18 protein-coding genes and 3 pseudogenes are annotated in these 23,603 nt (G+C 57.7%); 11 read left to right on the top strand and 10 right to left on the bottom strand.

The annotated features are described in order from the left end of the window. Nucleotides 1–759: 759 nt before the first annotated feature. A complete protein-coding gene (nodU, locus tag FOM02_RS35495; protein ID WP_265440726.1) occupies nucleotides 760–2,421 on the top strand; it encodes a nodulation protein NodU in 1,662 nt (553 codons plus the stop codon). 983 nt (nucleotides 2,422–3,404) lie between these two features. After that, nucleotides 3,405–3,581, top strand: coding sequence for a hypothetical protein (locus tag FOM02_RS46980; RefSeq protein ID WP_322596923.1), 177 nt, complete (start codon nucleotides 3,405–3,407; stop codon nucleotides 3,579–3,581). A gap of 72 nt (nucleotides 3,582–3,653) precedes the next feature. On the opposite strand, the gene FOM02_RS35505 is transcribed toward FOM02_RS46980, so the two are convergent. Then, nucleotides 3,654–3,848 (bottom strand): DUF3072 domain-containing protein, encoded by a 195-nt coding sequence (locus FOM02_RS35505; RefSeq protein ID WP_265440727.1) that lies wholly within the window; start codon nucleotides 3,846–3,848, stop codon nucleotides 3,654–3,656. A gap of 95 nt (nucleotides 3,849–3,943) precedes the next feature. Here FOM02_RS35505 and FOM02_RS35510 point away from each other — a divergent pair, with 95 nt between their 5' ends. Then, nucleotides 3,944–4,177 (top strand): hypothetical protein, encoded by a 234-nt coding sequence (locus FOM02_RS35510; RefSeq protein WP_265440728.1) that lies wholly within the window; start codon nucleotides 3,944–3,946, stop codon nucleotides 4,175–4,177. Between the two features lie 284 nt (nucleotides 4,178–4,461). Here the strand turns inward: FOM02_RS35510 and FOM02_RS35515 are convergent, their stop codons facing one another. After that, nucleotides 4,462–5,409 (bottom strand): hypothetical protein, encoded by a 948-nt coding sequence (locus tag FOM02_RS35515; protein ID WP_265440729.1) that lies wholly within the window; start codon nucleotides 5,407–5,409, stop codon nucleotides 4,462–4,464. A gap of 430 nt (nucleotides 5,410–5,839) precedes the next feature. Here FOM02_RS35515 and FOM02_RS35520 point away from each other — a divergent pair, with 430 nt between their 5' ends. The 5 genes from FOM02_RS35520 (at nucleotide 5,840) to FOM02_RS35540 (ending at nucleotide 9,928) form a co-directional block, all read left to right on the top strand. Beyond that, the gene (locus FOM02_RS35520; RefSeq protein WP_265440730.1) at nucleotides 5,840–6,412 is read left to right on the top strand and encodes a hypothetical protein; all 573 of its coding nucleotides are present in this window, start codon (nucleotides 5,840–5,842) and stop codon (nucleotides 6,410–6,412) included. Between the two features lie 127 nt (nucleotides 6,413–6,539). Further along, nucleotides 6,540–7,247 carry a hypothetical protein gene (locus tag FOM02_RS35525; protein WP_265440731.1) on the top strand — a complete coding sequence of 236 codons (708 nt, stop codon included), beginning with the start codon at nucleotides 6,540–6,542 and terminating at the stop codon, nucleotides 7,245–7,247. Between the two features lie 13 nt (nucleotides 7,248–7,260). Beyond that, entirely contained in the window at nucleotides 7,261–7,881 is a 621-nt protein-coding gene (locus tag FOM02_RS35530) for a hypothetical protein (protein WP_265440732.1), read from the top strand. A 71-nt stretch (nucleotides 7,882–7,952) separates the two neighbouring features. Continuing rightward, a complete protein-coding gene (locus FOM02_RS35535) occupies nucleotides 7,953–9,041 on the top strand; it encodes a hypothetical protein (protein ID WP_265440733.1) in 1,089 nt (362 codons plus the stop codon). A gap of 56 nt (nucleotides 9,042–9,097) precedes the next feature. Then, complete coding sequence (locus FOM02_RS35540; protein ID WP_265440734.1) at nucleotides 9,098–9,928, top strand: hypothetical protein; 831 nt, start codon at nucleotides 9,098–9,100, stop codon at nucleotides 9,926–9,928. Here the strand turns inward: FOM02_RS35540 and FOM02_RS35545 are convergent. The 3 genes and pseudogenes from FOM02_RS35545 to FOM02_RS47335 all read right to left on the bottom strand — a co-directional run bounded on the left by FOM02_RS35545 (nucleotide 9,816) and on the right by FOM02_RS47335 (nucleotide 11,015). Continuing rightward, nucleotides 9,816–10,649 (bottom strand): annotated as a pseudogene (locus FOM02_RS35545) (phospholipase effector Tle1 domain-containing protein). The gene FOM02_RS35540 and the pseudogene FOM02_RS35545 sit on opposite strands and share 113 nt — an antisense overlap. After that, nucleotides 10,610–10,726: pseudogene (locus FOM02_RS35550) on the bottom strand (phospholipase effector Tle1 domain-containing protein); the annotation flags it as partial. The pseudogenes FOM02_RS35545 and FOM02_RS35550, both read right to left, overlap by 40 nt. Then, the gene (locus FOM02_RS47335) at nucleotides 10,674–11,015 is read right to left on the bottom strand and encodes a phospholipase effector Tle1 domain-containing protein (RefSeq protein WP_416207732.1); all 342 of its coding nucleotides are present in this window, start codon (nucleotides 11,013–11,015) and stop codon (nucleotides 10,674–10,676) included. The gene FOM02_RS47335 and the pseudogene FOM02_RS35550, both read right to left, overlap by 53 nt. A 1,266-nt stretch (nucleotides 11,016–12,281) precedes the next feature. Between FOM02_RS47335 and FOM02_RS35555 the strand changes: the two genes are divergently transcribed. Both FOM02_RS35555 and FOM02_RS35560 read left to right on the top strand, forming a co-directional pair. Further along, a complete protein-coding gene (locus FOM02_RS35555; RefSeq protein ID WP_265440735.1) occupies nucleotides 12,282–12,569 on the top strand; it encodes a type II toxin-antitoxin system Y4mF family antitoxin in 288 nt (95 codons plus the stop codon). Then, entirely contained in the window at nucleotides 12,569–13,849 is a 1,281-nt protein-coding gene (locus FOM02_RS35560) for a type II toxin-antitoxin system HipA family toxin (protein ID WP_265440736.1), read from the top strand. Before FOM02_RS35555 ends, FOM02_RS35560 begins: the two co-directional genes overlap by 1 nt. Nucleotides 13,850–13,858: 9 nt before the next feature. Here the strand turns inward: FOM02_RS35560 and FOM02_RS35565 are convergent, their stop codons facing one another. After that, complete coding sequence (locus FOM02_RS35565) at nucleotides 13,859–14,047, bottom strand: hypothetical protein (RefSeq protein ID WP_265440737.1); 189 nt, start codon at nucleotides 14,045–14,047, stop codon at nucleotides 13,859–13,861. A 237-nt stretch (nucleotides 14,048–14,284) separates the two neighbouring features. Next, on the bottom strand, nucleotides 14,285–14,869 hold the full coding sequence (locus FOM02_RS35570; protein ID WP_265440738.1) for a DUF6088 family protein: 585 nt from the start codon (nucleotides 14,867–14,869) through the stop codon (nucleotides 14,285–14,287). 439 nt (nucleotides 14,870–15,308) lie between these two features. Between FOM02_RS35570 and FOM02_RS47340 the strand changes: the two are divergent. Then, nucleotides 15,309–15,665 (top strand): annotated as a pseudogene (locus FOM02_RS47340) (SIR2 family protein); the annotation flags it as partial. A gap of 192 nt (nucleotides 15,666–15,857) precedes the next feature. Here the strand turns inward: FOM02_RS47340 and FOM02_RS35580 are convergent. The 3 genes from FOM02_RS35580 to FOM02_RS35590 form a co-directional block, all read right to left on the bottom strand. Further along, nucleotides 15,858–16,700, bottom strand: a complete 843-nt coding sequence (locus FOM02_RS35580; RefSeq protein ID WP_265440740.1) for a GSU2403 family nucleotidyltransferase fold protein — start codon at nucleotides 16,698–16,700, stop codon at nucleotides 15,858–15,860. A gap of 129 nt (nucleotides 16,701–16,829) precedes the next feature. After that, entirely contained in the window at nucleotides 16,830–17,024 is a 195-nt protein-coding gene (locus FOM02_RS35585) for a hypothetical protein (protein ID WP_265440741.1), read from the bottom strand. 363 nt (nucleotides 17,025–17,387) lie between these two features. Next, complete coding sequence (locus FOM02_RS35590) at nucleotides 17,388–23,390, bottom strand: DUF3320 domain-containing protein (protein WP_265440742.1); 6,003 nt, start codon at nucleotides 23,388–23,390, stop codon at nucleotides 17,388–17,390. Between the last annotated feature and the right edge of the window lie 213 nt (nucleotides 23,391–23,603).

The raw sequence follows: 23,603 nt of genomic DNA on the forward strand, positions 1-23,603 counted from the left end.
CTCAGGGATCCACGTGCTTGGCGGCAAAGCGCGACTCGATCGGCGGCGCTGAGATAAAAGGTGGGTAGGCGGATATACCAAGCCGCCATGATCCCGGATCCTGTACTGCCGAGCCTTAGCCGTCGAGGGCATCCTCGTCCCTGTGTCTTCACGCAACATAGACGACGGTGCAACGATCAGGGGCTGTTCGCGACGTTGAGCGAGACATCACTAAAAAGGGAGCATCTGTTTGTTTTCTCAAAGTGCCGTCACTCCCAAAGCGGTGCAGACTAGCGCATCGGTGTTACCGACACTCCCGGAATCTCGGCACATGGCACCTATGATATGCGCAGTCGCCACGATGCATAATGTCGTGCTAGCGCGAATGCCTAGGCGCGAACTGAATTGCGAAGCGCGTTCGTTTCACGTTGAGCCATTTCGTGGCAGCGCGGCCATGATCTCGTTTAGCCGGCAGAGAATTTCGCCGCACTCGTCCGCTCTACCTCGCTAGGCATAAGGGAGGCCCCCGGGTCGTGCGCATGGAAATTGTTGCTGTAGGCCCGAGTGCTTCGTCCGAAACCGAACACGTTCGGTGTCACGAATCGGTCAAGCAGCCTCCAATCTCGACTTTAATCAGACAATTGCCGGCGATTCCTCTGATTGGAACTGGCCCAGAGCGTGCATCGTGAAAGATGGGAGCCCATCTGAGTCTCGCGACATGAGCAGCGGTTGGGGAGAGCGTTCAAATCGAGTGTATCTGACATTAGGTTCGGAGACTGTATGCGAATCTGCGGTATCAAACTGACTCATGACGGAGCAGTCGCCCTTGTCGAGGACGGAAGGCTGGTCTTTTGTGTGGAGCAGGAGAAGCGGGACAATAATCCGCGATATCAAAAGCTCCACAATCTCGATGCGGTTGTTGTCGCCTTGGCAGAACACGGTTTGGATCCGCGGGACGTTGACCGGTTCGTCATCGATGGATGGTGGGGCGAGAGTGAGTCACAATTTCAGGTTCTCAGCGGGACTGCGCCCATTACCCTGAAAGGGGCGCCGTATGTTGAGGGCGATGCCGACGGCCTCCTCATAGCGCACGACGGCGCTGGGCTGATGCTCAAGGGGAGCGCCTTCCCTTATAAAAGCTATCCGCATGTCACAGGTCACGTGGCTTCCGCTTTTTGTACCAGTCCTTTCGCCAAGGCCGGGCAACCCGCGTTCTGTCTGGTTTGGGACGGCGCCTCCTTTCCACGGCTCTACCATGTAGAACGCCACGCAGCCAGGTTCGTCGAGTGCCTCTTTCCGCTGATCGGGCATGCTTATGCTGCCGCAGGCTATCACTTCGGACCATACAAGCAGGCTAACCGCATCAAGTGGGACCTCGGTGTTGCGGGCAAGTTGATGGCCTACATCGCGCTCGGTTCGGCCGATGAAAGCATCGTCGAGGTGTTTCAGGAGCTCTATGAAAAGCACTTTAGCATGTTCACGGAGCCAGTCGGTCGTTGCAGCGAGGACGCCGCGCTTGAGCCTGTCCATGCGTTCTTCGATGCCTGCGTGCCACGGTTAAAGGCCAAAGCCCCCGCAGATGTGCTTGCATCCTTTCATTGCTTCCAAGAGCGTCTGCTCGTTAGCAAACTGGCGAGTGCTATACAGAGACATTCGAGGTTTCCCGCGCGCAATCTGTGCATAGTCGGTGGCTGCGGCCTCAACATAAAATGGAATAGTGCACTACGAGCTGCCGGCTTGTTCGATGCTATCTGGGTGCCACCCTTTCCGAATGACAGTGGCTCGGCAATAGGTGCTGCTTGCTCCGCATTGGCGGCGGACCAAGGTTTTGTACCATTGGAATGGTCCGTCTATAGTGGTCCAGCCGTGGAACGAGGCGACATGCCGCCCGGATGGGGCGGCTCACCATGCAGCATGCGTGAACTTGCAACCATTCTCGCCAGCAACAAACCCGTCATTTTTCTTGCCGGCCGCGCGGAGCTTGGACCTCGGGCTCTCGGTAGCAGAAGCATACTGGCCGCGGCGACATCGCCGCAAATGAAGGACCGTCTCAACGACATCAAACTTCGCGAGCACTTCCGGCCTGTAGCGCCAATATGCCTGGAGGATCGGGCGCCGGATATTTTTAGTCCCGGAACGCCAGACCCTTACATGCTGTTCGAGCACCTAACACGAGCAGAATGGCGGGATAAGATCCCCGCTGTTGTGCATCTGGACGGATCTGCGCGATTGCAGACCATTTGCAGGACCTCTCGGCACAAGATCGCCGAACTTCTCGTCGAATACGAAGGCCTCACAGGCATTCCGCTACTATGCAACACCAGCGCCAATCACAATGGACGCGGCTTTTTCCCGAATGCGGCATCTGCCTGCCAGTGGAATCGCGTTGACCACGTGTGGTGCGACGGCATGTTGTGGACGAGACGCGAGGGCGGCGACTGAGCGCCGGTCAATGGCATCTTTCTCTCTAAGCGCGGGGCAGTGGGACCGTACGCCGAGTCATATACCTCCGCGAAAGGCCACCTAGTTTGACGAACGCGATAGCGGCCCCCGCGGTAATCCTACGAGAAGCGGCGGCGCGGTGATCGCTGGATGAGAAGGAGCGGCTTGTTGCATCATCGCTGCAGCTCGGTGCCAGTGTTTCCGAGGGCAGCTCGCATGGCCGGCCTTCGTCTGAGCCAGCTGTTCAGGTGGCGGAGCATTGCAAGCACGCTGAAGCGAGTATATAGCGCCTTCGTCGCGGTCGAGATTGGGTCGTCTGTGCACCGCGGGAAGTGGCCGAAGCGCCATTGACGACGATGGCAGCGCGTCGATCGAAAAGAGCCAGGGCATCATCGACATTGATCCTGGTACCGGCACCGCATCCGGATCGATAGCGACGGTGATAGCGACGCTACGTCGTGTTCTCGATGCTTTGGCTTGCCGATGATCAGACGAATACGCCACTTTGGGCAGGTAAGCTCCTGTGGTGCGCGGGGCAAGTTTGACTTTCTTAGATCGAGGCTCACTCTTGTCAGTGGCCCGATCGAGTGCGCTTATGCGGCAATCGTAGGAATCTTCTGTTCAATCATTCGCAACAATCAGGTCGCTCCGTCTTGCGATTGGCATCGATGCACTCTCCTAGTTGGCGGGAGCGCGAGCGGTCTCTCGGTCACCGATGAAAGCCTCGGTCCCGCGGCGATGAGGTAAGTACGTTCCGATTTGATTTCAGAGTCCAGCACTTGTTAGGCTGAGGCGCCTCCGAGATTGCTGCTCAAAATGAGAAATTTGAGCAGTCCTTAGGATCAAGCATCTCAACCTTGATCGGTTGGGCACTCCGGACAAGTATCACCGATCGAGGCGTAGTATGTCGTCGATGGCAACTCGTCAGGCGAGAGGCCGAAGGCCGGTTCTTCGCGCGCGATCCGACGGGCGCGATCACGCGCATGCGGATCGGCACGATCTTTCATCCAGTCATGTTCTTCGCACTCGCGAATAGCGCCCGCGTGCTGGAGGACACTACGCGCCGAACCTTCGACCCTCGTCTCCTCATCATCAGCATGTCGATCACTCCCGCCATGCCGGACGATCCGGATCCGCCGTGTCCCGTTCCGGTCGGCTAGCACAAGGCAGGGATTCGCAATGTGGGACGTTCGGGCTTGTCCGCCGATTCCCACCGTCTGTGGACGGTGCGGCTACTTTTCCAGCCCGGCCTCTCCACGCAGTTGGTCAATTAGCTCGGACGCTTCGGCCTTGGTGAGCGTCTTGCCGGTCGGGTCGAGCTTATGCGCCTGCTCGCTGAGGGTCTTCAAGTAGGACTGCTGGGCGCCGGTCATGGGATCATCGCCGGAAACCCAATCCTCGGGGTCTTTTTGGGTGTTGTCCGCCATTTGAACCTCCTAAGAGTTTGCCTCTCCCAACGTTTAACTTGATTGTATGTTCCAGTTTTGTTCTCATGGCTTATTCGAGGTTTGAGGGGCGAGAAATGCCGAACATTGACTTCATCCGGAGTGAAATCGAGCGCATGCGCGCGCAGGTGGTCCGGCAGCGCAGGGAGATCCTTCTGCTCCAGCGCGCCGGCATTGCCACCGCATCAGCCAAAGCCCTGCTCGAGCGCATGCAGGCCAAAATCGAGAGTCTCTCCGCCCAGCGCGACGCTTTGAAGAAGCTTCAGCGGGGGCCGGTCAAGGGCAAGGTGCTTGGTGGTCGGAGATGGTGATGAGTGAGCTGAAGTCCTTCACCGACAGCACCGACCAGCCGCCACTTCAGGCGCATCGGCGTGCTATGACGCCGGTGCTGCATCATGCAGGGAGGCTGGCTTATGATGTTTGCAGCGGCGGCCGACCTCGGACCGTCTCGCCTCTCTCTCTCTCTCTCTCTCTCTCTCTCTCTCGTCATCAACACCGTTGCGCTTGCGAGTCCTGGTTGGTGATGAAGCGGTTGATGGTGAATGGCGGGACCGCGCGCTATCAGCGCCACGAGCGAGCAGGGGCGATGGTCGTCTCAGAATTTTGTTCTTATGGTCGTTGACGCCAACGACGCTCCACGGGGATCCGCGCCAGAAAACAGCTTAGCGAGTTCGTGGCCTTCCTTCTTAATACGTTTGAGCTTCGCTTGTATTGTTCTAAGCTGGGCGGTGTCGAAAGAAACCCGCAAAGCTGTCCCCTCGAAAGGGGAAATGTGAAGCTCTCGGGTGCGCCCAGACGCAACAACGTATGCATTTTCGCCGCTTATGATCCAGAAGTTGCCGCCGTTAACGGCTAAACGACTTGTCATATAAAGCCCGTAGCCGGAGTTCTGCCACGTGTCGTGCTTTCGGCGCTTTATACCCTTGTACATCTTGCCTGAAACGCCGGGCATTAAGCTGAGCTTTAAGGCGTCCAAGTCCGAATCTATTGTCAGGTATGGATTGCGAGACAAGCTCCGCCGCACGCCAGTGCCCTTGTCAAGAATGGCTAAGTGGACGCGGTTTCGAGATGGCCAGTGCTGGGCGCAAAACTGTACCTGCTCGGCGCCGCTGTGTTCAAAAACGTTTCGAATGACCTCTCGTAGTGCATATGTCAGTGCTTCGCACAGGTCGCCGTCCGCCTGCCTCGAAAGGAGTTCTGCCATTCGCTGTGAGCGTAGTTCGATCGCTTCTCCAAAGGCAATGCATTGCTCTTCGGCTTCTTTATTTAGGGTGTCGTAATCTAGGTGAGTGATAGGCAAATAATTGGTCCCACCACCCGCCTCACCGGGAGCATAACCGTACTCAAAGCCGCATGCTCTAAAGAAGCCCATGACGCTCTGATACGACAGTCGCTGATGGTTGCGGCAGGTGCTACTGCCAAAGAATTGACGAGACTGGAAGCTCGAAATTGCATCTGACGCGAGGAGCAGGCCAAATGGGTCTGTGTGTCCAACCCGCTCGAAATCGAATAGGTAGTCGTTATCTTCATCGAGTTCGGCCAACTTCCGTCGCAGCCGAAGTGCGTTGCTCATGTTCAATGTTGGAGGAAGCCGAATCACTGATCTCGTCATTTCCTGTGTACAACCATTTCGCAAAGCACTGCCGAGCAAGGCGCGGTGCTCCTGTGCCGGAACTCCCGCGACTGATGCAATCCAAGTCGGCGCACAATATGCCAGTGTTCTCCTACCGATCAATGCATTGCGCGTGGCGCTAGGCCGATCCAACCCACCCTCGTGGCGGCATACGGGGGATGTCGCGACGCAGCCCCACGCCTTATCGTTCGAGTTTGCCACCCCAAAATGTTTGCCGAGAACGAAAGCAGAATAGTGTATGCATGGCGGGACAGAATCAGGGTAGAATAAACGACCAATTGGAATCAGAAGTTGCGCCATTGCGTGGGAGCCCGACGCTAGAGTGTTAGGAGGTTTGGTGGTGGAAGAAGCACTTTTCAAGAAATCATTCTATGCGGTTTGGCAGCAGATGCTTGAACAAGCCACGCGAGACGTACAGCAGTTAGATCGACGGCTGTTCAATGATGCCGCCCTGGGACAACATTTGCAGCGCATTGCAAAGAAACACGATGTGCAGATCGCTCAATTTGAGGGAGAGATGACTGCGAAGCGCCGAACGGAGCAAAAGCGGCGTCAAGATATGTGGGGAGACGCTCGTACTGTCGAAGTAACGCTTCTTGAGGTTAACATTCCTTTCGTCGGAGAAGCTGAATCGCTCAGGATCGCGCCGTCAACAATGACTTTGCTGAATCAGCGAGCGACCATCGGGCGCAATAGCCTCACCATCGCCGTCGCCGATGATGACCGAGCCGAAAGCGAAGTGCAGGATTTCAAGAACACCGTTGAGGGAAACCTGAGAATTCTCAGGACTGAATATGAGCGCGCAAAGCCGCAAATGGAGCAGACGATCCAACGGGCCGCGAGTCAGCGCAAGGCGCAAATAGATGCGGAAGATGCGCGGGATAAAGGCCGGAGCTTCCGTATCATAAACTAGGTTCGGCGCCGTGCCACAGGAATCGGAAAACAACGCACCTAAGCTTCCAGAAGGGAGCAAAGGAGGAGGCGCTATAAGGTTCGCGCTGAACCCAGTGAGTGGCGCGATTCCCCTCGTAGGTGGCTTGTTGTCCGCCGGCGCAAGCGCTTGGTCAGAGGGCGAGCAGGCGCGCATAAATGATTTTCTAAAGCACTTGGCGGACATGCTGGCCGCAGAGATGAAGGAGAAGACCCAAACTATTCTGGAGTTAACCACTCGCATCGACATGCAAGATGAAAAGACGGCCGAGCGGATCAGGAGCGCGGAGTATCAATCGCTCCTGCGCAAAGCATTTCGCGACTGGGCAGGAACAGAGAGCGAAGCCAAGCGCGTCCTGGTGCGCAACTTATTGAGTAACGCTGCGGGCGCATCACTAGCCAGTGACGATGTCGTAAAGCTATTTTTGCAATGGATCAAGGACTACTCCGAGCTGCACATTGCGGTTGTCGGAGCGATATACAATGATGCTGGGATCACGCGCGGCGGTATCTGGCAAAAGTTGGGCCGAGAGCCGGTGCGCGAGGACTCGTCCGATGCCGATCTGTTTCGACTCATCTTCAGAGACCTAAGTACAGGCGGCCTCGTCCGGCAGCACCGCGAGACCGACCATATGGGAAATTTCCTAGCCAAGCCGACGCGCAAAGGGCCAGCCCTGCCGCGTGGGGCGCAGCGCGTAATGAAATCTGCGTTCGATGACGGCGAGGCGTATGAACTGACGGCGCTTGGTGAACAGTTTGTTCATTATGCCATGACAGACGTGCCGCCGAAGATTGAGTTTCAGCAAGCGGACGCATAGCGCCGGTGACTAGATGACAGATCAGACTGTTCCGGCCGATGCGGTGAAGATGGGCCTGACCCTAGAGCAGCTCGCCCAACTCAAGTCAGAAGTATTGCTTCAGGCCCCATATGCGTCCCGCGTCAGTTTCGGACTGGTGATCCGTCTCGTCATCACAGGAGACATGATCCCAGTTCTCCGCGAGATTGATGCCCTAGAGGGCCTCAAGCCCGCTACCACCGTCAAGTCTAAGCGGGGTGAACAATTCAAGCATCCGCCCCTCTTCCCCTTGTGGCATAAGCACTACTTTGCCTCTCGGCATGTGTTGGCAAACATCGGTGAGAGATGGAACCTCGCAAGAGGCGAAGGCAATCGCGACCTCATCGCAGCCTTGAGTACGATCATTGAGCAGCACGGACATGATCCCGCTGCGTGGCCGGGTGCCTTAGCCCACCGGATATTCGTGGACGGCCTCACCGAACGTGCAAGTGCAAACCGCCTGACAGGTGATTGGCTCGTCTTCGCAAAGCACTGCGGCCAGAACTATTACCTTGACCTTGCTCAGCACGAGGAGGCGGATGGGCCGACACACTCCGCAGTGCTGATTGAGAAGCTTCGAAGCGGGAGTCAGGCCGACTTTCCGTTCCTGTTCTAATGGTGGCCCTTGGTGCTGCGTAACGGCGGCGTGAAGGGGATTTTGGTCGCGAATCATGATATGCCCCGAAGATGTTCAACCGTAAGACACTCTTCGTCATCGGAGCGGGCGCCGGGCATGACATTGGTGTGCCGGCGGGGCGGCAATTGGCCGAAGACATCGCGCAACGCACGCGGGTTTCCATCCAATACGGGCAGCTACAACGAAACACAGCCGATGAGGGCCTAGCGCTCAGTTTCTTTGAGCGTGGAGACGACGCCGCGAAGACGAACGCATACGCCGATGCATTTCGGCGGATCCGTGACGGTGTACTACTTGCCAATTGGATCGATGATTTCTTGAACATTCACGAAGGCTCCCCTGAAGTTGTTTTGGTCGGGAAGGCCGCAATTGTTCGGTCGATCTTGAATGCCGAACGACATTGCAAGCTCTATGTGGACCCTTCCAACGTTTACAACAAATTGAATGTCGCCCCGATTAGAGATTCGTGGTTCGTCAAATTCATGCAGGTGCTGGGGCCTGGCAGAAAGGTGGCTGAGGTTGAGAGCGTTCTTGGCGATGTCTCGTTTATCACCTTCAACTATGACCGCTGCCTAGAATACTTTCTCCGGCACGCTTCCCAGCTCGTGTACGGCATCGAACCACAACACGCCGCGAGCCTTATCTCGAAGGCAAACATAATCCACCCATATGAATCGGTCGGCTCACTTGAGAAAGTGCCGTTTGGTGGCCACGACCACATGCGGCTCGACTACCGGGATCTGTCGACGACGATTAAGACATACACAGAGCAGATTGAAGAGCAGGAGGTCTTATATAAGATGCGGGCCGCCGTTCAAGAGGCTGAATGTGTTGTCTTTCTCGGGTTCGCCTATCATAAGCAGAACATGGCGCTCCTCGAACCGCCTGGGCACGAGCGCAAGAGAAAGCAAGTCTACGGTACTGCCTATGGAATGTCGGATAGTGATGTAAGCGAGGTGGCTGACGAGCTGGGATCGTTCTTCCCGGATCAAGACGATGAACCTCCCACCGCGGCATTTTCAATACTGCCCCCGCCTGTTGCGGCGACGCTTCCTGGCCTGCGCTACAACATCCGCATTGAAAATAAGCTGACGTGTTCTCAGCTCTTTGACTACTACGCCAAGTCGCTTGCGGGCTAGTTTAGGCACCGTCTGCGCGGTGTATGTCCTAACCTGCACCATCATGGTCATATGAGATGCAATATCGGTTCCTCGCCAAGGAACATCTGAAGAGAGCATCCGGTCTTCTGGCCACCGGCGATACCGACCAATTAATCTATGCCTGTCTTGAGCTGCGTAAGTGTATTGAGGCGGTCTCCTACGAGTTACTCAACGGTTATCTGGCGGAAGCACCCATGAAGCTCATCATGGAGACTTGGCAGCCGGACAAGGTGTTTAAGGAGTTGGTTCGGATTGATCCGTCCGCTGAGCAGAACACCCTCATCCGAGTAAGACGACAGGGAACGGACGGTGAGCCGAACGGGCCGTGGAGAAGTATGGGCGAGGATCGCCGCCCGAAGTCCGCATGGGTCTCTAAGGCGTTTCATCAGTTAGGCAGCTTCTTGCATATCCCTACCATCAGGCAGCAGCGGGAAGGTGGCACCTTCGATGCGGTGGAATGCCGCCAGCGTGCAGTGCTGATTCAGGATGAGCTTACACGCGTGCTAGGCGCGACTGTCTGGAACTTCAATATTGCCATGGCCGTCAACTTCGACTGCACCTCGTGTAAGGCCCCTATCCGACGCCGTAGCCTGGCCCTGGATAAGGGAAGCCCGATAGAGTGCGGCAACTGCGGCCAGTTGTACGAGGCAGAGCCACATGGCAGTGAGGGTAAGCAATACCTGATTGTCCCGCACTCGCTGAGCTGGGACTGCCCGGCCTGCGGGGAAAAGCGGGACATTGTGCAGAGCAAGGTCAAAGACGGCGTGGACGTGAGCTGCAAATGTGGGGACCGGGCTGTTTTAAGGTTAAACTCCGAGTGGGTTCTGCAAAGAGAGGCTGATGCGGAGCCTCCCACGGATGCGTAATGCGGCTGGTAAACATCCTCTGTCGCTGATGGAAATTCCATAGATATTTCAACGCTAGAAGCGTCGGACAGCGCAATCCGCGCCTGGGATCGTGCTGTGGCGCTACCAGATGCGATCGTTCCGCCGTACGGGCGAGGACGGACTCCAGAGGCGCCAGCGGAAAATCACCACCTGCGATGAACTGGACCCTGCGGATCATCCAGTCGAGCGTGATATCATCCGGGTATTTACATTGTGCGTTGCGAGTATCCTCGATGACATAGCCGCCGCCGATGTCGGCGTGTGCGCCCGCGAACCACACCTGCTCGACACGTGGATCCGTATCGATGAATTTCTGCTACCGCCAGAGAGTCGCCTCGAACTGCTCGCGGTGCTCGTCGATCGCCAACCCATGAAGACTGTGTTCGCAGATCGGCGCGAGCCCGACATCGTGAAAACCGTATAAATCCCGGTTTTCGCGCCAGACGCGACTAATCGGTATTCCGAGCGCGCCGACGGTCTCAAAAACACCGAGGCACTTCACCTTAACCGTGCCTGGCTTAAACGAAATCGAGCCAAGCTCATCGGATATTCTCGGAACGCGCTCGGTGCGGTCCATCCGATAGTAGCTCCACAGCTTCGAAAGGGCCTTCGCATCGCAATCTTCCCGACGAAGCAGACCGACGGAGTAGATGCAACCGACTAGACTAGTGATCGTGCCGTATAGGAGCCGCGCGAGAATCCGAAAATGTAGATTTCGTCGGGCTCATAGTTCTGCACCAGAAAAGTATACGCACGGCGGATGTTGCGATCCAGCCCCGCGCCAAGAGCCTCTCAGATTGTCGAGAAACCCGCTTGTGCCCACGCCGCGTTCATACAGAACGACATTTTCGATGCTTCCTTGTTTGCTGCCGCTCGTGACAAATGTCTGCCGAGAAGCGCCGCTCGGGCTGGCAAGAGTGCTTCTTCCGGGGTCCGCCAGGAATGCAGCTATTCTTTCACGAAGCCGAACGATGTTAGTATCGGCCGGTCCTTGATCGGCATCATTCCACGTACCATCAAGAAGCAAGATTATTCGTTTCGCTACCACATCCTCATCCAATGCCACTCTCTGAGTGGCGATAGTTAAATCGCGATGCAAGCCAGCTGTACTAGGAACCGGCTCGCGCGCAGTCAGAGAGTTGCCGTGCTACGGTTTTCGAAGTGCCTGATTCAGGATCTGGCGAGGCGTACCCCCGCCTTGCTCAGCTGTAGGGCGGCATCATTTGTCGCCGTTGTGACGTAATCGTCGGTCAGGCGAAAGCTTCCGCGCGGGTTCGGGGAGGGAAGGGCGCCATAAGCGTCGTCTTTCGAAATCGCAAAAGCTTCCTTCGCCCAGTCGGCGGGCCCTCCGGTCTGCCCATGTTGCGGCCGAGGCAATGTCATGGCCGGTCAACGAGTCGGTCCGGTAGTGATCGTACACATCAAGAATGTGCACCGCATAGGCCTGCGCCAGTTTCTTGTCGCCCCTAAGCATAGTCGAAGGCCCATAGAAACGCTGGAGCCGCTGGCGGCTGCTTGCCATCTGACAATGGATATCTCTTTTGTAGACCAAGATTACGGAGGAGCGCCCGCGCACGGCTTGCGTAAGCAGGACCAATACGAAGGCAAATTGTCGATCATCTGCTGGCACCACTGCAACATTCCCTCACTTGCGCATGCTTTGAAGCTATGCGACGGATCCTGATCCGTGGGACCGATCGGTGTTCAACCTGATCCTGGACGTGAGATTTGAAAACGGAACGCCGACCGTTCAGTAGGTAAAGAGCCATTTTGAGGCGGCGGATAGTTCTCATCCAGCCCAAGCAGACATCCGCTAGAATACCCTTTCTTTCCCAGCGGCCCCATGACCATGAACGGACCGCGGCGCTGCCGATCGTGCTTAATGCGCTGCGTGAATGGAAGCTCCAGTGCCACAAGACCGAGCTCGGGCTGGTATTTCCGAGCCCGATGGAGGATGTAGAAATCATCGGCCGCGACTACATCGTCAAACGAGGCCTATGGCCGGTGCAGATTGCCGCCGGGATTACCAGACGGCGAGCTCGAATTGCCGCCGAAGGTAGTTCAGGAGCGCCTTGATCATTCGACCATCGCGATGACCCTGGACATCCGACAGACACCTATTTCCCCGTCGTGATGACAGCGAGGAATTGGCTGCAGCGGAGCGGGCGTGGTTAATCGGGTTAAGCCTGTAGGCCCTTGAAAATGTTGGAGTCTGGGTCACGGATGTCGTCGATCGACGACATTTGGGAATGTCGACGAACGTCGACATTTTTGATTGTCGGCGAACGGCGACATATGATAATGTAAGCGAACGCTGACATTTGGATTTCCTATGCTTACACGCACCGCAGCCGATCTTGGCGCTGTCATCCGCGACCGGCGCAAACGCCTCAAGCTCGATCAGTCGACGCTGGCCAAACAGGTTGGTGTCAGTCGCCAATGGCTCATTGAAGTCGAGCATGGACACCCGCGCGCAGAACTCGGGCTAATCCTCCGCGTCCTCGATGCTCTCGGCATTAAGCTCGATGCAGACAGCAATCCCTCCGCGGGCCGCAGCGCCCCGAAAACCGCCGTCGATCTGGACGCCATCGTGGCGAAAGCCAAAAAAGGCAAGCCTTAATGGCTGAGCTCATTGCACTCTTGGATGGCAACGAAGTCGGTCGTGTCCGAAGTGACGCACGCGGCCGCCTGACCTTTGTCTATGACAATGCATGGCGCAACGCTGAGGGAGCCTATCCTCTCTCGCTTTCGATGCCGCTTGCCGCTGAGGAGCATGGTCCAGCCGCCATTCAGGCCTTCCTGTGGGGGCTGCTTCCCGACAATGAGCAGGTGCTGGAGCGTTGGGCCAAGAAATTTCAGGTATCAGCGCGCAACGTGTTTGCTCTCATCTCGAACGTCGGTGAAGATTGCGCAGGCGCCGTTCAGTTCGTCACGCCCGATCGGCTGGAGGCTCTGATAACGGGCCGAGATGACAAGATCGAATGGCTTGACGAGCCGGAAATAGCCAACCGGCTTCAAACCTTACGGGAGGATCATGCTGCCTGGCGTCTGCCCCGCGATATGGGTCAATTCAGCCTTGCAGGCGCCCAGCCCAAAACTGCTCTTGTCCTCAAAGACAGCAAATGGGGCATTCCGTCCGGCCGCATACCAACCACCCACATTTTGAAACCGCCGACGGGCCACTTCGATGGTCACGCCGAGAACGAGCATATCTGCCTGCAGCTCGCGCGAGAACTCGGGCTGCCGGCCGCTGAAACCAAGGTCATGCGCTTCGAAAAGGAAATCGCAATCGTCGTTGAACGCTACGACCGGCAAGTCAGTGGGAACGACATCATTCGGGTTCACCAGGAAGATATTTGCCAAGCTATGGGCATCCTGCCGACCAAGAGATACCAGAACGAGGGAGGACCAACGTCTGCCGACGTGATCGAGCTCTTACGGACATACTCGACGGACCGCGACGCTGACCTTGAGACTTTCGTCAGCGCTTTGGGCTTCAACTGGCTCATTGGCGGTTCCGACGCTCACGCCAAGAACTATTCTTTGCTTTTGGCTAGCGGCCCGCACGTACGGCTTGCGCCGCTCTACGACATAGCTAGCATTCTTCCTTACGATCACGTCGACGCGCGGAAGGTTAAGCTCGCCATGAAAGTCGGGGGCGAGTACAAGCTCGACCAAATTGGCTTGCGTCAATGGCAGAAGTTCTCGCGCGAAACGCGGGCTGATGCGGATGTGGTCACTGCTACTCTTATCTCCATGGCTGGGCAGATCCCCGACCTCGTTAACGACATCCGCGCGCGCGCGCAAAAGGAGGGATTGGAGAACGCCGTTATCGAGCGATTGGCAGCGGCTTTGACCAAACGAGCTCAGGACTGCGAACGCGTTCTGAAGGGAGCCTAATTTTTGGGGCTAGCAGATCGACTGCACGGGCAGCACCAGCCGCGGCATGTTGATCGTCGGCGTCGGCATCGCTGTCGACAGCCCGATCATCGAGCCCATAATGGCCGTCGGCCGCACCGGTGCCGGAATTTGCCGGACCGCGATCATCGGCGCGCCGATGATCAGCAGCGGCAGCAACACTAAGCCGGCGCCAGCCATGACATGCCTCCGTATTGGCCTGATAGCTCTGGGGAGGCTGATACGGCCCGCACTTGAGATACTCGAGAACGGGCTGAGTCTCGCTATTAGGGACCCGCTTTCCGAACATCCAAATAGGCCGAACCCAGGACAAAAGGGAAGGTTCGGGAGGCTTGGGAAACTCTGGGAGCGATCTCGACGCGACATAACACGACATGAGATCGCTTTCGGAAGCTCACTGCAATTCGGGCGCAGCAACTATACGCACCACTCCTCTAACGCCCGATTGAAGAACTTCTTCGTTCGTTCATTCCCATACTCGCGAACCGCGCGACGCAAGCGCTGTCGGTCGGTCGAGGCAGCGCGCTTCTGGACGCGCTCCAGGACTTCTTCTTCAGCTTCTGCAAGCTGGTCGACATTATTGACGAGATCGACGAGCAAGAATTCCGGCGTCAATGACTTCGGAAAGCGTGGCTTCACCCGGAATACATACTTGCGATTTCCGAGTTGAAACTCACCATGGCGCTTGTGATTATAGACGACCGTCTTGTCATAGAGCTGCGTCGTTCCCACCCCGAGGCTGTTATAGGCATTCGGGGAGGCCAGCAGAAACCTGTCATCCTTCAGGAATGCGCACACGACATCCTTGTCGGATGCCGGGGCCGGTCCAAACACGGTCTCCTTCGGATAAACATAGAGGCCGCCCGAAAGCTTCTTGAGTGTGCCGCTCTCAACCAACTGCTTGAGATGCCGATCGACAGCCGTCGACCATCGGGCCAAATCCGCCCGTCGATAGGCTTGGCCTGGCTTAAGATGGCGTTTGAGTTGGTCGAGCTTGGTCATGCCAGCAATATAGGCAAGCAGGCCCGTAGTGCAAGGTTTTTCATTGAAAAATCATGCAAAAACTGTACTAACACATTGAAATTACGGTCTTTGCTGGCATAGCCTTTCGGTGGCCGTCCCCTGTGCTGGCGGCAATCTGAGGGCGTAAAATCCTGCTACTCTCCCAACGCGAGTCGTTTTGCCCATTCTGATTTCAGGTATTGATGAAATTCATTGAGGCCAGCCCTGATATCCCGAATGAATTTGATCCACGAGGTCAACGATGGGGAGGTCGTATTCCTACGCGGCGCCGGTGTCTCACGGGGCGCTAACTTGCCGCTGTTTCAGGAACTAACCGACAAGGTCTACGAAAAGATCAGGAGTCTTTCGACAACGAGCCAGCGGAGCGAATAGCCTACAAGCGCGCCGAATACGACCGGGTGTTGCGGTCTCTTGAGAAGTGCACGCTTCTTCCCGGAAAAGATTCACGTGCCGCGAAGCCGTCGCAGAAATCTTGGCTCCGCCGCCGGCTCCCGACCTCTCGCGCCATATCTCCCTGCTCACCTTGTCACGCGACAAAAGCGGCCGCCCCAGGCTTCTTACCACCAATTTCGACACGCTCTTCGAGCGGGCAGCCCGCGCGGACGGTGTCGAATGCCGCAGCCATGCGGCCAAGTCGTTGCCGCGACCGGGCACTCCTGGTGATCACGGCATTCTGCATCTGCACGGCCGCCTCGGGGACCGCGCGATCGGTCTCGATCAAGGTGATCTCATCCTGACTACCGCCGACTTTGGGGATGCGTACTTGCGCGACGGGTGGGCTTCTCAATATGTCGAGGACCGGATGCGTGTGAATACGCTGGTTCTCGTTGGCTATCACGCGATACGTCATGCCGCGATGGCGACAATCAGCAGCAGCATCGGCATGCCGATCGGGAATAAGGTGCCGCCCTATAGGCGAGGGGAGCCTTGCAGGGCTGCCATGTCCCGTCGACGAGCCAATGTACCGTTACGGCGCAGGCGCTGCTGTCGCCTTCGCTATCGAGAGGCGCGCGAGAAGCCCGTCCTTGCCACCCGTAAGGCCGTACTCGTCTGCCGACTTCCGGTCGAGTTTGGCCGCTTCGGCGACACCCTTCGAGAGCATGGCGAAAGTGTCATCGGAAAGACGTAGGGCGCCAACGCCAAGGCGGCGTCGCCATCTCGCTCCGCGTTCCCATGCCTCCATCCATGCGAAGCCTAGGTCACTTCCGCGCTTAACGGTATCGAACGCCTGAATGAGCGCACCGGCTTGGTTGATGTCCTTCTTCGCCTTGTCCGCAAAGAAGACGTTGCTCTTGGTCGCGACTATGAGCTTGTGGATGGCGTAACGCTCCGGCGCCGGTACAAGGACCGGTACGCCTGCATCGTGCAGAACGACGGAGCGGATCGGCTCATGGATCAGGTAGTCCAAGAACCGTAATACCTGTGCGCCCACCGACGGCCCCAACGACGGCATCTTCGTTAGCCTGGAGGAGTAGTCCTCGTCGCCGCGGTTCGGCGTGAGGAATTCGACTTTGAACCCGGTGGCGTTGGCGAAACCGCTGAACAGCTTCGTCTCGTCGGGGGAGAACGAGGGCGCGAACGTCGGATCGACCTTTTTCAGGATGTCTTCAATGTCCGGCATGCTCTCATCGATCGAGATCGAGATGCCGTAGAACTTGGCGATATCCGTATCCTCGGTCGTGACGAGTTCGTCGGGAAGCCTGACGCCGAGGACGCCGCTGTATGTTTGATAAGCCATCGAACCGACAAGCGTGGCGCGAAGTCGAAAAAGTCCCGCTCGCGCGAGTTCGCTGACAACGAGACCTTCCATATGAGGCGGAGCCGGGTAGCCCGCCCGCCTCAACTTCGCAGCTAGCTATCGACGCGCGCGATATCCGATCTTCGTGCGCTGAAACACTTGGGCGCGCTTGGCGATCTCCGGATCGTCGGCCGGCCCGACTTATTTGAGGGCCGTCTTCGTCGGTCCCTGGCCGCCGGCGGTCTCATAGGCCTTGTAATAGTAGTATTCGCGATTGGCCCGCTTCTGTTTGATAAAGGTCCCGTTCTCCGGGAAATTCTCATCGAAGTCGGCGTCGGTCGCCTTTTGAACCAGGTCGGAAAACATGACTTGGTCGATGTTTGAAAACTGCTTCATGGGTCTTTGTTACCATTTTGGCGAAGTGGTAACAAAGGTCTCTTTGTATCCATTATGCCGAAATGGTAGCAAGCCCTTGTGTCCATTTCGGCAAAATGGGTATAGTAAAATCAATGGCTTACCAGAATTTTGTTCCAGGTCCACTATTCTGGAACCTTTGCTCCGCCTCATTCGCCTCCCTGCGGATGAGCTCGGGCACGAGGCCCGACCGAGGTCCTCTCCGCCGTCTGGGCACCCCGGGCGGAGCGCCCGACGCGGCGGTTCTGGAAGGCCCCGCCAGCCGCTGGCCGGCGCGCGCTTTGAGGTAGCAGCTGCTGGATGATCCTTTCGCGCACGAACAGCCTCTTGAGCCAATCTGTAGGGCTAGCTAGCTGCCGCCACAGCAGCTTCGAAACGATCGCGGGTCGAAGCTGCCAGCCGCCCTAAGCCGAAGTGCTCCTGCATGCCGCGGATGATATCCTCATCTTGCTCGAGGCCAGCGGTCCGCAGCATCCCAGCGAGACCCACCAATTCGGGAAGCGGAATGTCACTGTGATCGCGTCCCCCAGCGCCCCTGTAAGGAGCCCTGTCCTGCGCCGCGGCATCCTGAGGCCAAACAATCTGCCGCTCGCCGTCCTTGGACATCGGAAACCGATTTCGTCCGAGGGATGAGGCGACGATGTTTTGTACCGTCTCACCCGAGCGCATGAAACCGTGTGCACGCGCAATGCGATCTACAATCACGTCGAAATAGATTGGGCCTTCGGTATCGACAACATGATCGACCATACTACGGAGTGTCCCGCGGTAGCTCGCGTCGTAGAAGCGCTCCCGATCAGGGGGCGCCACATTGGCGGGATCGGCTTTGACATACGTGGCCGTCCCTCGATCGGGCTCCCGCACCTCGGTCATCGGTCCACGAGCGTAGACCTTCGTTGCCCCGACAGGCGCTCCGTCGTCGTTTACCGATTCCGGCGAGACTTCGGTTTGCTCAGATTCGGGGGCCGCCTCTGCGACCGACGTTTCGGCGCCGGCCGGCTCGCCGGTATCATTAACGGTCGGGATTCTCTCCGGCGGAGGCGCTGGTTCTTCACTTATCGCGGGAGCTCGCCGAGAAGCACGGTCGGCTTCGAGATCGGCGACCAGCCTTGCGTGGATCTTTTCCGTCGCAGTAGATGAATCCATCCACCATTCCGTGCTCCAGATCCGCCGAATTCGCCAACCAAGATCCGTAAGCACCATTTCGCGCAGACGGTCGCGGTCGCGGGCGGTGGCCGATCGGTGGTAGGCGGCGCCGTCGCATTCGACGCCGGCAAGATATCGCCCGGGGAAATCCGGATGAACGACGCCGAGATCGATCCGGAAGAAGGAGACGCCCACCTGAGGATGAACCTCCCAACCCTTCTCTTGGAGGGCCCGCATCACAGCGTCCTCAAACGGCGATTCCACGTCGCGCCCAGTTGGCGAGAAGGCCTCGGCGATAGCCCGTGCGCCGTTCTCAGCGAACTCGAGGAAGTGTTTGAAGTCGACTACACCTTTGGCGCCGGTCCGCCCGAGATCGATCTGCTCGGGCCGCAATGTCGCGAACACCAACAACTCGCGCCGCGCACGAGTGACCGCGACGTTGAGGCGGCGGTGGCCGCCCTCGCTGTTCAGCGACGAGATCTGAGCTGTGACACGTCCAGTCTTGTCCGGTCCGATCGCCACCGAGAATACGATCACATCCCGCTCGTCGCCCTGCACGTTCTCGATGTTCTTGACGAGGATCGGTTCCCTGGACTGGTTGCGATCGAAGTGGGGCTCCAGCGATGGGTCAGAGTGGCGGGCTTGATCGAGCAAGTTCTCGATCAGCCGTTGCTGTTCGCCATTAAATGTGACGATGCCAATTGAATGGGAAGACGTTTTCATGCGCCGGACGACCTCGGCCACCACGGCTTCGGCCTCCTTGCGGTTTATCTTGGCGCCGCCTCGCTCGTAGACGCCGCCCTCTACGTGAATATAGCGGACCGCGGTATCGCGCGTCACGGGCGAGGGGAAAGTCGTCAGCTCACCCCGATAATATTTGACGTTGGAGAAAGCGATTAGACTCTCGTGGCGGCTGCGGTAGTGCCAAGACAGCCGCATGCTCGGAATGTTCGAGGCAAGGCATTCGTCAAGTATGCTCTGTTGGCTCTGGACGGTCGAGCCGTCGTCATCTTCGTCATCGACGCCACGCTGTCCGACGTTCGTAGGGGGCAGCTGCTCCGGGTCGCCCACGATCACAACTTGAGTGCCGCGCGCAATCGCTCCGATTGCGTCCCATACCGGGATCTGAGAGGCCTCGTCGAAAATGACGACATCGAAGGGTTTGGCGTCTGCGGGTAGGTACTGCGCAATAGAAAGCGGGCTCATCATAACGCATGGGGCGAGCTGGGTTAGCACCGTCGGGAGGCGGCCAAACAGCTGCCGAAGCGGCATGTGCCGAGCTTTCTTATTGATCTCGCGCGCGAGCGTGCCCCATTCCGGATCCTTGCCGAAATTGGTCTGAGTTGGCACCCCCGCCCCAATGCGTGCCTTTACGATGTCCCTGGCGAGTTCTCCAACCCGCTTGTCAGCGGCGATGAACACCTCAATCGTGGCCTCGTGCTTTTCCGCAAGAAAGCCACTTAGAACCTCGTCCTCGTTGACGATAGCTTCGGCAATCCAGCGCGCATAAGAGTAATCGAAGACGTTCGAGAGGGCCGTCCCATCTACGATTCCGTTTTCGACGGCATCGACGAGAGGGGAAAGTCCCGCTGCGCGTGCCGAACGAGCAGCCCAACGCCAAGTGGCCCATTGCGGAGCCTTGATGACGTTTGATCTCCAATTCGCGGTTCGTTGGAGGAGGGCCTCGATCCAGCCAGACTCGATCTTGACGATGTCCTCCGGGTCATCAAGGCCGATGCATGCACCCAACTCTTTGGCCGTCCGGTGCATAGTCGGAAATGCCCTGTACATAGCCTCGAATGCATGGCGGACCTGTCCGCTCGGCCGGAAGCGAGGGTTGTCGCGAAGCAGCATATCTTGGATATGCAGGAGCAGCTGATGCGGCTCCATGCCATCGATAGGATATGCATCGACCGCATCGCGTACGCTTGTGGCCCAGTCGATCAGCCCTTGGAAACGAGACACCTCGCTCTGCGGCCCGCGCCAAAGGCGCTCCATGCCCCTGAAGCGAGGTCTCGTATTCTCGATTTCGCGCAGCAAGCCAGCGAGCTCTTGCAGCACAACAATGTCTCGACCGATGTCCTCAGGCACCTCGTCCGGGCAATATGGCTTCAGAGCCAATCTGACCTTCTTTTTCCGGCCGCTTCGCACGAGAACATTCGACGCGCATGCATCCGTCCAATCACGCTCCAGCGATGGCAGATCCAGCAGCGCCGCCCTGAGCTCGTATTGGACGGAAAGCTGCGAGTTTTTTTCGTTTAGCCGGCCTACGGCGTCGGCAAGGTCGTGCAACGCGCTCACGCGTTCTGGTGCGTCGGTCGAGAGCAAAAGCGATCCGTCCGCAGCATCGGCGTGCAGCAGCAACGAGACGAGCTTGATCAGTTGCGGCAACAGACCATCGTTGCGAGCGGTGCCATCGAGCCCAATCGACAACACCAGATCGTCGGCAGCCGTCCTAACTTCCTGGAGGGCGAGATGGAGACGGTCGACCAGCTGCTGAAGCGACTGTACCCACGCAGGACTCCATTTGGTCTGCTCGATGCCTTTGAGTGGATGATTGACAGGATCACCCACGGCTTCGAGGGCGGTGCGAATATCTGAGCAAATCTCGCGCATGCGAACGAGATCTTCGGGGGTATGTACCGTACCGATAGGCCATGTCAGGCCGACGTCTGGAAATCGATCGCGATCGGCGACGACCCGTCCGAAGGCCTCGTATGCTGTCATTCCATTGGCGCGGCGCCGGTGTAGCGCGGAAACAAGCTTGTTCAGTTGGTCGCGTCGCCGCTTCAGCTCGCTAGCCGCTGCCGACCAATGTTCCTCGGTGACGAGATTGCGCTCGCGCCAGGCGGTGGCCAGCTGCTCCAGCACATTAGACTTCTGGGCTTTGGTCGAATGAACCTCGAGACAGTAATTACCGAGACCGATCGCCTGCATTCGCTGTCTTACGACTTCGAGCGCAGCAGTCTTTTGCGACACGAAAAGAACCGTCTTTTGATGAGCGAGGCAATTCGTGATCATATTCGCGATAGTCTGGCTCTTGCCCGTGCCCGGCGGGCCGAAGAGCACGAAATCGCTTCCACGCTGCGCGGCGAGCACGGCAGCAACTTGGGAGGAGTCGGCCGAGAGCGGCGTGAAGAGTTCGGCCGGATCGGTGACTTGGTCGATGGTGTGCTCTGCGATAAAGGCGGCGCCCGAGCCGTCATAGGTGTGGGTGGGGGTGTCTATCAGATGCCGGACCACCGAATTTCGCTTCAGAATTTCGGTACGGTCGACGAGATCCTTCCACATCAGGTACTTCGTGAAGGACAGCGTCGCGAGCACGACCTGCTCGGTAACCTCCCAGCCTTTGATACTCTTGATATGACGCCTGATTGTCTTCCAAATACCTGCAACATCGACCCCAGTTGCGTCTTCCGGCAATTCTCCTTCGAGTTCGGGAATCGAGAGGTCAAAATCCTGCTTCAGCATCTGCAGCAGGGTCGGATTGAACCGAGCCTCATCCTCGTGCAGCGCGAGGCGAAAGCCGGAGCGCACGCTCTTGCGCTCAAGCTGGACCGGGACAAGGATCAACGGAGCGCGGTAGGGCCCGGCGCCATCCTGGGGTGTCCACTTTAGGAACCCGAGGCAGAGGTACAGTATGTTGGCCCCGCCCTCCTCGAAGGCGAGGCGGGTGGCCCGGTAGAGGTCGGTTAGCCGACCTTCGAGTTCGGTGTCCGAAACGGCGGTGTGGAGTTCGCCGCGGGCCATGGCGTCAGAGATGAAATCTTTGCGGGCGTCGTCCTGCAGCCGCTGCGCGAGCAGCGCAGTATCGCGGCCATCGCTGCCATCGAGCACGCTGGCTCTTCCGAGCAATTTGAAGCGGTCTCCACCTGAGAGCTTGTCCTCCAATATCGCCGCATCAGGGCACTCGATCCCGATGGTGGATTTCGAGTCCTTGAAGTTCAGCAGGCGGTTCCTCAGCGTGAGGTCTAGAAGATTGCGTTTCCAAACCTCTAGCCGATCCAGGCTCCGTTCCGAAACGTCTTCCCGTGGTTTATCGAGATTCTCTTCAAATTTTGGTATTTCGCCAAGTTCATTCGGGACAGACGGTGCGCCAGAAGGGGTTATGGTCGGCTCGCCGGACCTCGATAGATCGAGTGGCCGGATCTTAGCGCTTCGTGCACGCTTGACGTCGATGGCAAGCTCGAACTCGGACGTTGCCTCCTCGACGATCAACTTGGCGCCGGCATCGACAGCTTGTTTGAAACGCCCTGGATTTGACCCGGTGAGGATCGTCGTCTCCACCAGGACCATCTCATCGAGCTGCACGCGCTTGCGCAACATCTGCGGGTCATCGATTACAAGGCTTGAGAAGTCCTCGTCAACAAGCCACACGCCAACGAAAGCGTGACCTTCAGTTAGGACAAGCACAGGATTGAGGCCTGCCTGCTCAAGGCAGGACGCATAGAGGAGAGTAAGATCCAGACAGGTTCCGACCTTTCGAGACAGGATTTCGCTGGGGCCTCGGATCTGCTGGCCCGACCGTTCAAAGCTTTTCGGGGGGAGGACGTAGGCGATTGAGTGTGAAACCAGAGCTGCCCAGACGGCATCGGCTATCTCCCAGGCCCGAGCCTTGGTCTTCTTGTGATAGCCATCTATCGCATCATGACGGCCTGCTGCCGCCAGCTTACCCGAGGCTTCCCGAAGGATGACATCGATGGTGGGATCCGTCGGTCTAACGAAAGCGGCCAGCAGCTCGGGCGCGGCGTTGACGCCGCCCCAGTGCGAGGGAGGGAGCAGATTGAGCTCGACTGCGCTCTCGAAAAGCGTTTCACCCGCGGATTCTACGCGAATACGCAACTGCGCTCGCCTGGACGCGGTTACGCCGGCCAGGAACGCGGGATCCAGCTTCAAGTCTGGGCTGCGGATATGATGAATGGCGCGATCGGCAACGTATTGGATCCGTGACACCGCGGGTGTCAGAAACGGAGGCTCCGCTGTGAGATGTACGGAGAGTTCTGAAAGATCGCGCCCCGTGCCGTTCTCGATTGCCAATTCGCGGACTATTGGGACAGCGTTTTGATAGAAGGCGATGTTGACGTTGTCCGCAGCCGTGCAATTGATTTTCAGTCCGCCAGCTGGTTCCTTGATTTCAGCCCGCTCCGCCATATTGTGCGCCCCCAAAAGAAAATTCGGCAACTGCAGACCATGTTCGGCCAAGAACAATCATGCGCAAGCTAGACTTGAACTGGGCTTGACATAATGGTGGCCGCCTAAAGAATCGCCCTATTGCCTCCGGCGTCTTCTACTCCTTTGGCGCAGGTGTAAAGTAAGTCCTTCGGATGCGCTAAAGAACCTAGGGAAATCCCCAGGGCTAGTCAAAAGTCTCGCACTCGGCCACACAATCAATATCGACCATTGCCATTGCCATTG

The sequence above is a fragment of the Bradyrhizobium sp. SEMIA genome (assembly GCF_014844175.1).
Taxonomy (GTDB): domain Bacteria; phylum Pseudomonadota; class Alphaproteobacteria; order Rhizobiales; family Xanthobacteraceae; genus Bradyrhizobium; species Bradyrhizobium arachidis.

Bases quoted from the DNA above. Each gene is read 5' to 3' on its own strand.
- nodU (WP_265440726.1), top strand. From the start codon at position 760: ATGCGAATCTGCGGTATCAAACTGACTCATGACGGAGCAGTCGCCCTT.
- FOM02_RS46980 (WP_322596923.1), top strand. From the start codon at position 3,405: ATGCGGATCGGCACGATCTTTCATCCAGTCATGTTCTTCGCACTCGCG.
- FOM02_RS35505 (WP_265440727.1), bottom strand. From the start codon at position 3,848: ATGGCGGACAACACCCAAAAAGACCCCGAGGATTGGGTTTCCGGCGAT.
- FOM02_RS35510 (WP_265440728.1), top strand. From the start codon at position 3,944: ATGCCGAACATTGACTTCATCCGGAGTGAAATCGAGCGCATGCGCGCG.
- FOM02_RS35530 (WP_265440732.1), top strand. From the start codon at position 7,261: ATGACAGATCAGACTGTTCCGGCCGATGCGGTGAAGATGGGCCTGACC.
- FOM02_RS35535 (WP_265440733.1), top strand. From the start codon at position 7,953: ATGTTCAACCGTAAGACACTCTTCGTCATCGGAGCGGGCGCCGGGCAT.
- FOM02_RS35540 (WP_265440734.1), top strand. From the start codon at position 9,098: ATGCAATATCGGTTCCTCGCCAAGGAACATCTGAAGAGAGCATCCGGT.
- FOM02_RS35555 (WP_265440735.1), top strand. From the start codon at position 12,282: ATGCTTACACGCACCGCAGCCGATCTTGGCGCTGTCATCCGCGACCGG.
- FOM02_RS35560 (WP_265440736.1), top strand. From the start codon at position 12,569: ATGGCTGAGCTCATTGCACTCTTGGATGGCAACGAAGTCGGTCGTGTC.
- FOM02_RS35565 (WP_265440737.1), bottom strand. From the start codon at position 14,047: ATGGCTGGCGCCGGCTTAGTGTTGCTGCCGCTGCTGATCATCGGCGCG.
- FOM02_RS35570 (WP_265440738.1), bottom strand. From the start codon at position 14,869: ATGACCAAGCTCGACCAACTCAAACGCCATCTTAAGCCAGGCCAAGCC.
- FOM02_RS35580 (WP_265440740.1), bottom strand. From the start codon at position 16,700: ATGGAAGGTCTCGTTGTCAGCGAACTCGCGCGAGCGGGACTTTTTCGA.
- FOM02_RS35585 (WP_265440741.1), bottom strand. From the start codon at position 17,024: ATGAAGCAGTTTTCAAACATCGACCAAGTCATGTTTTCCGACCTGGTT.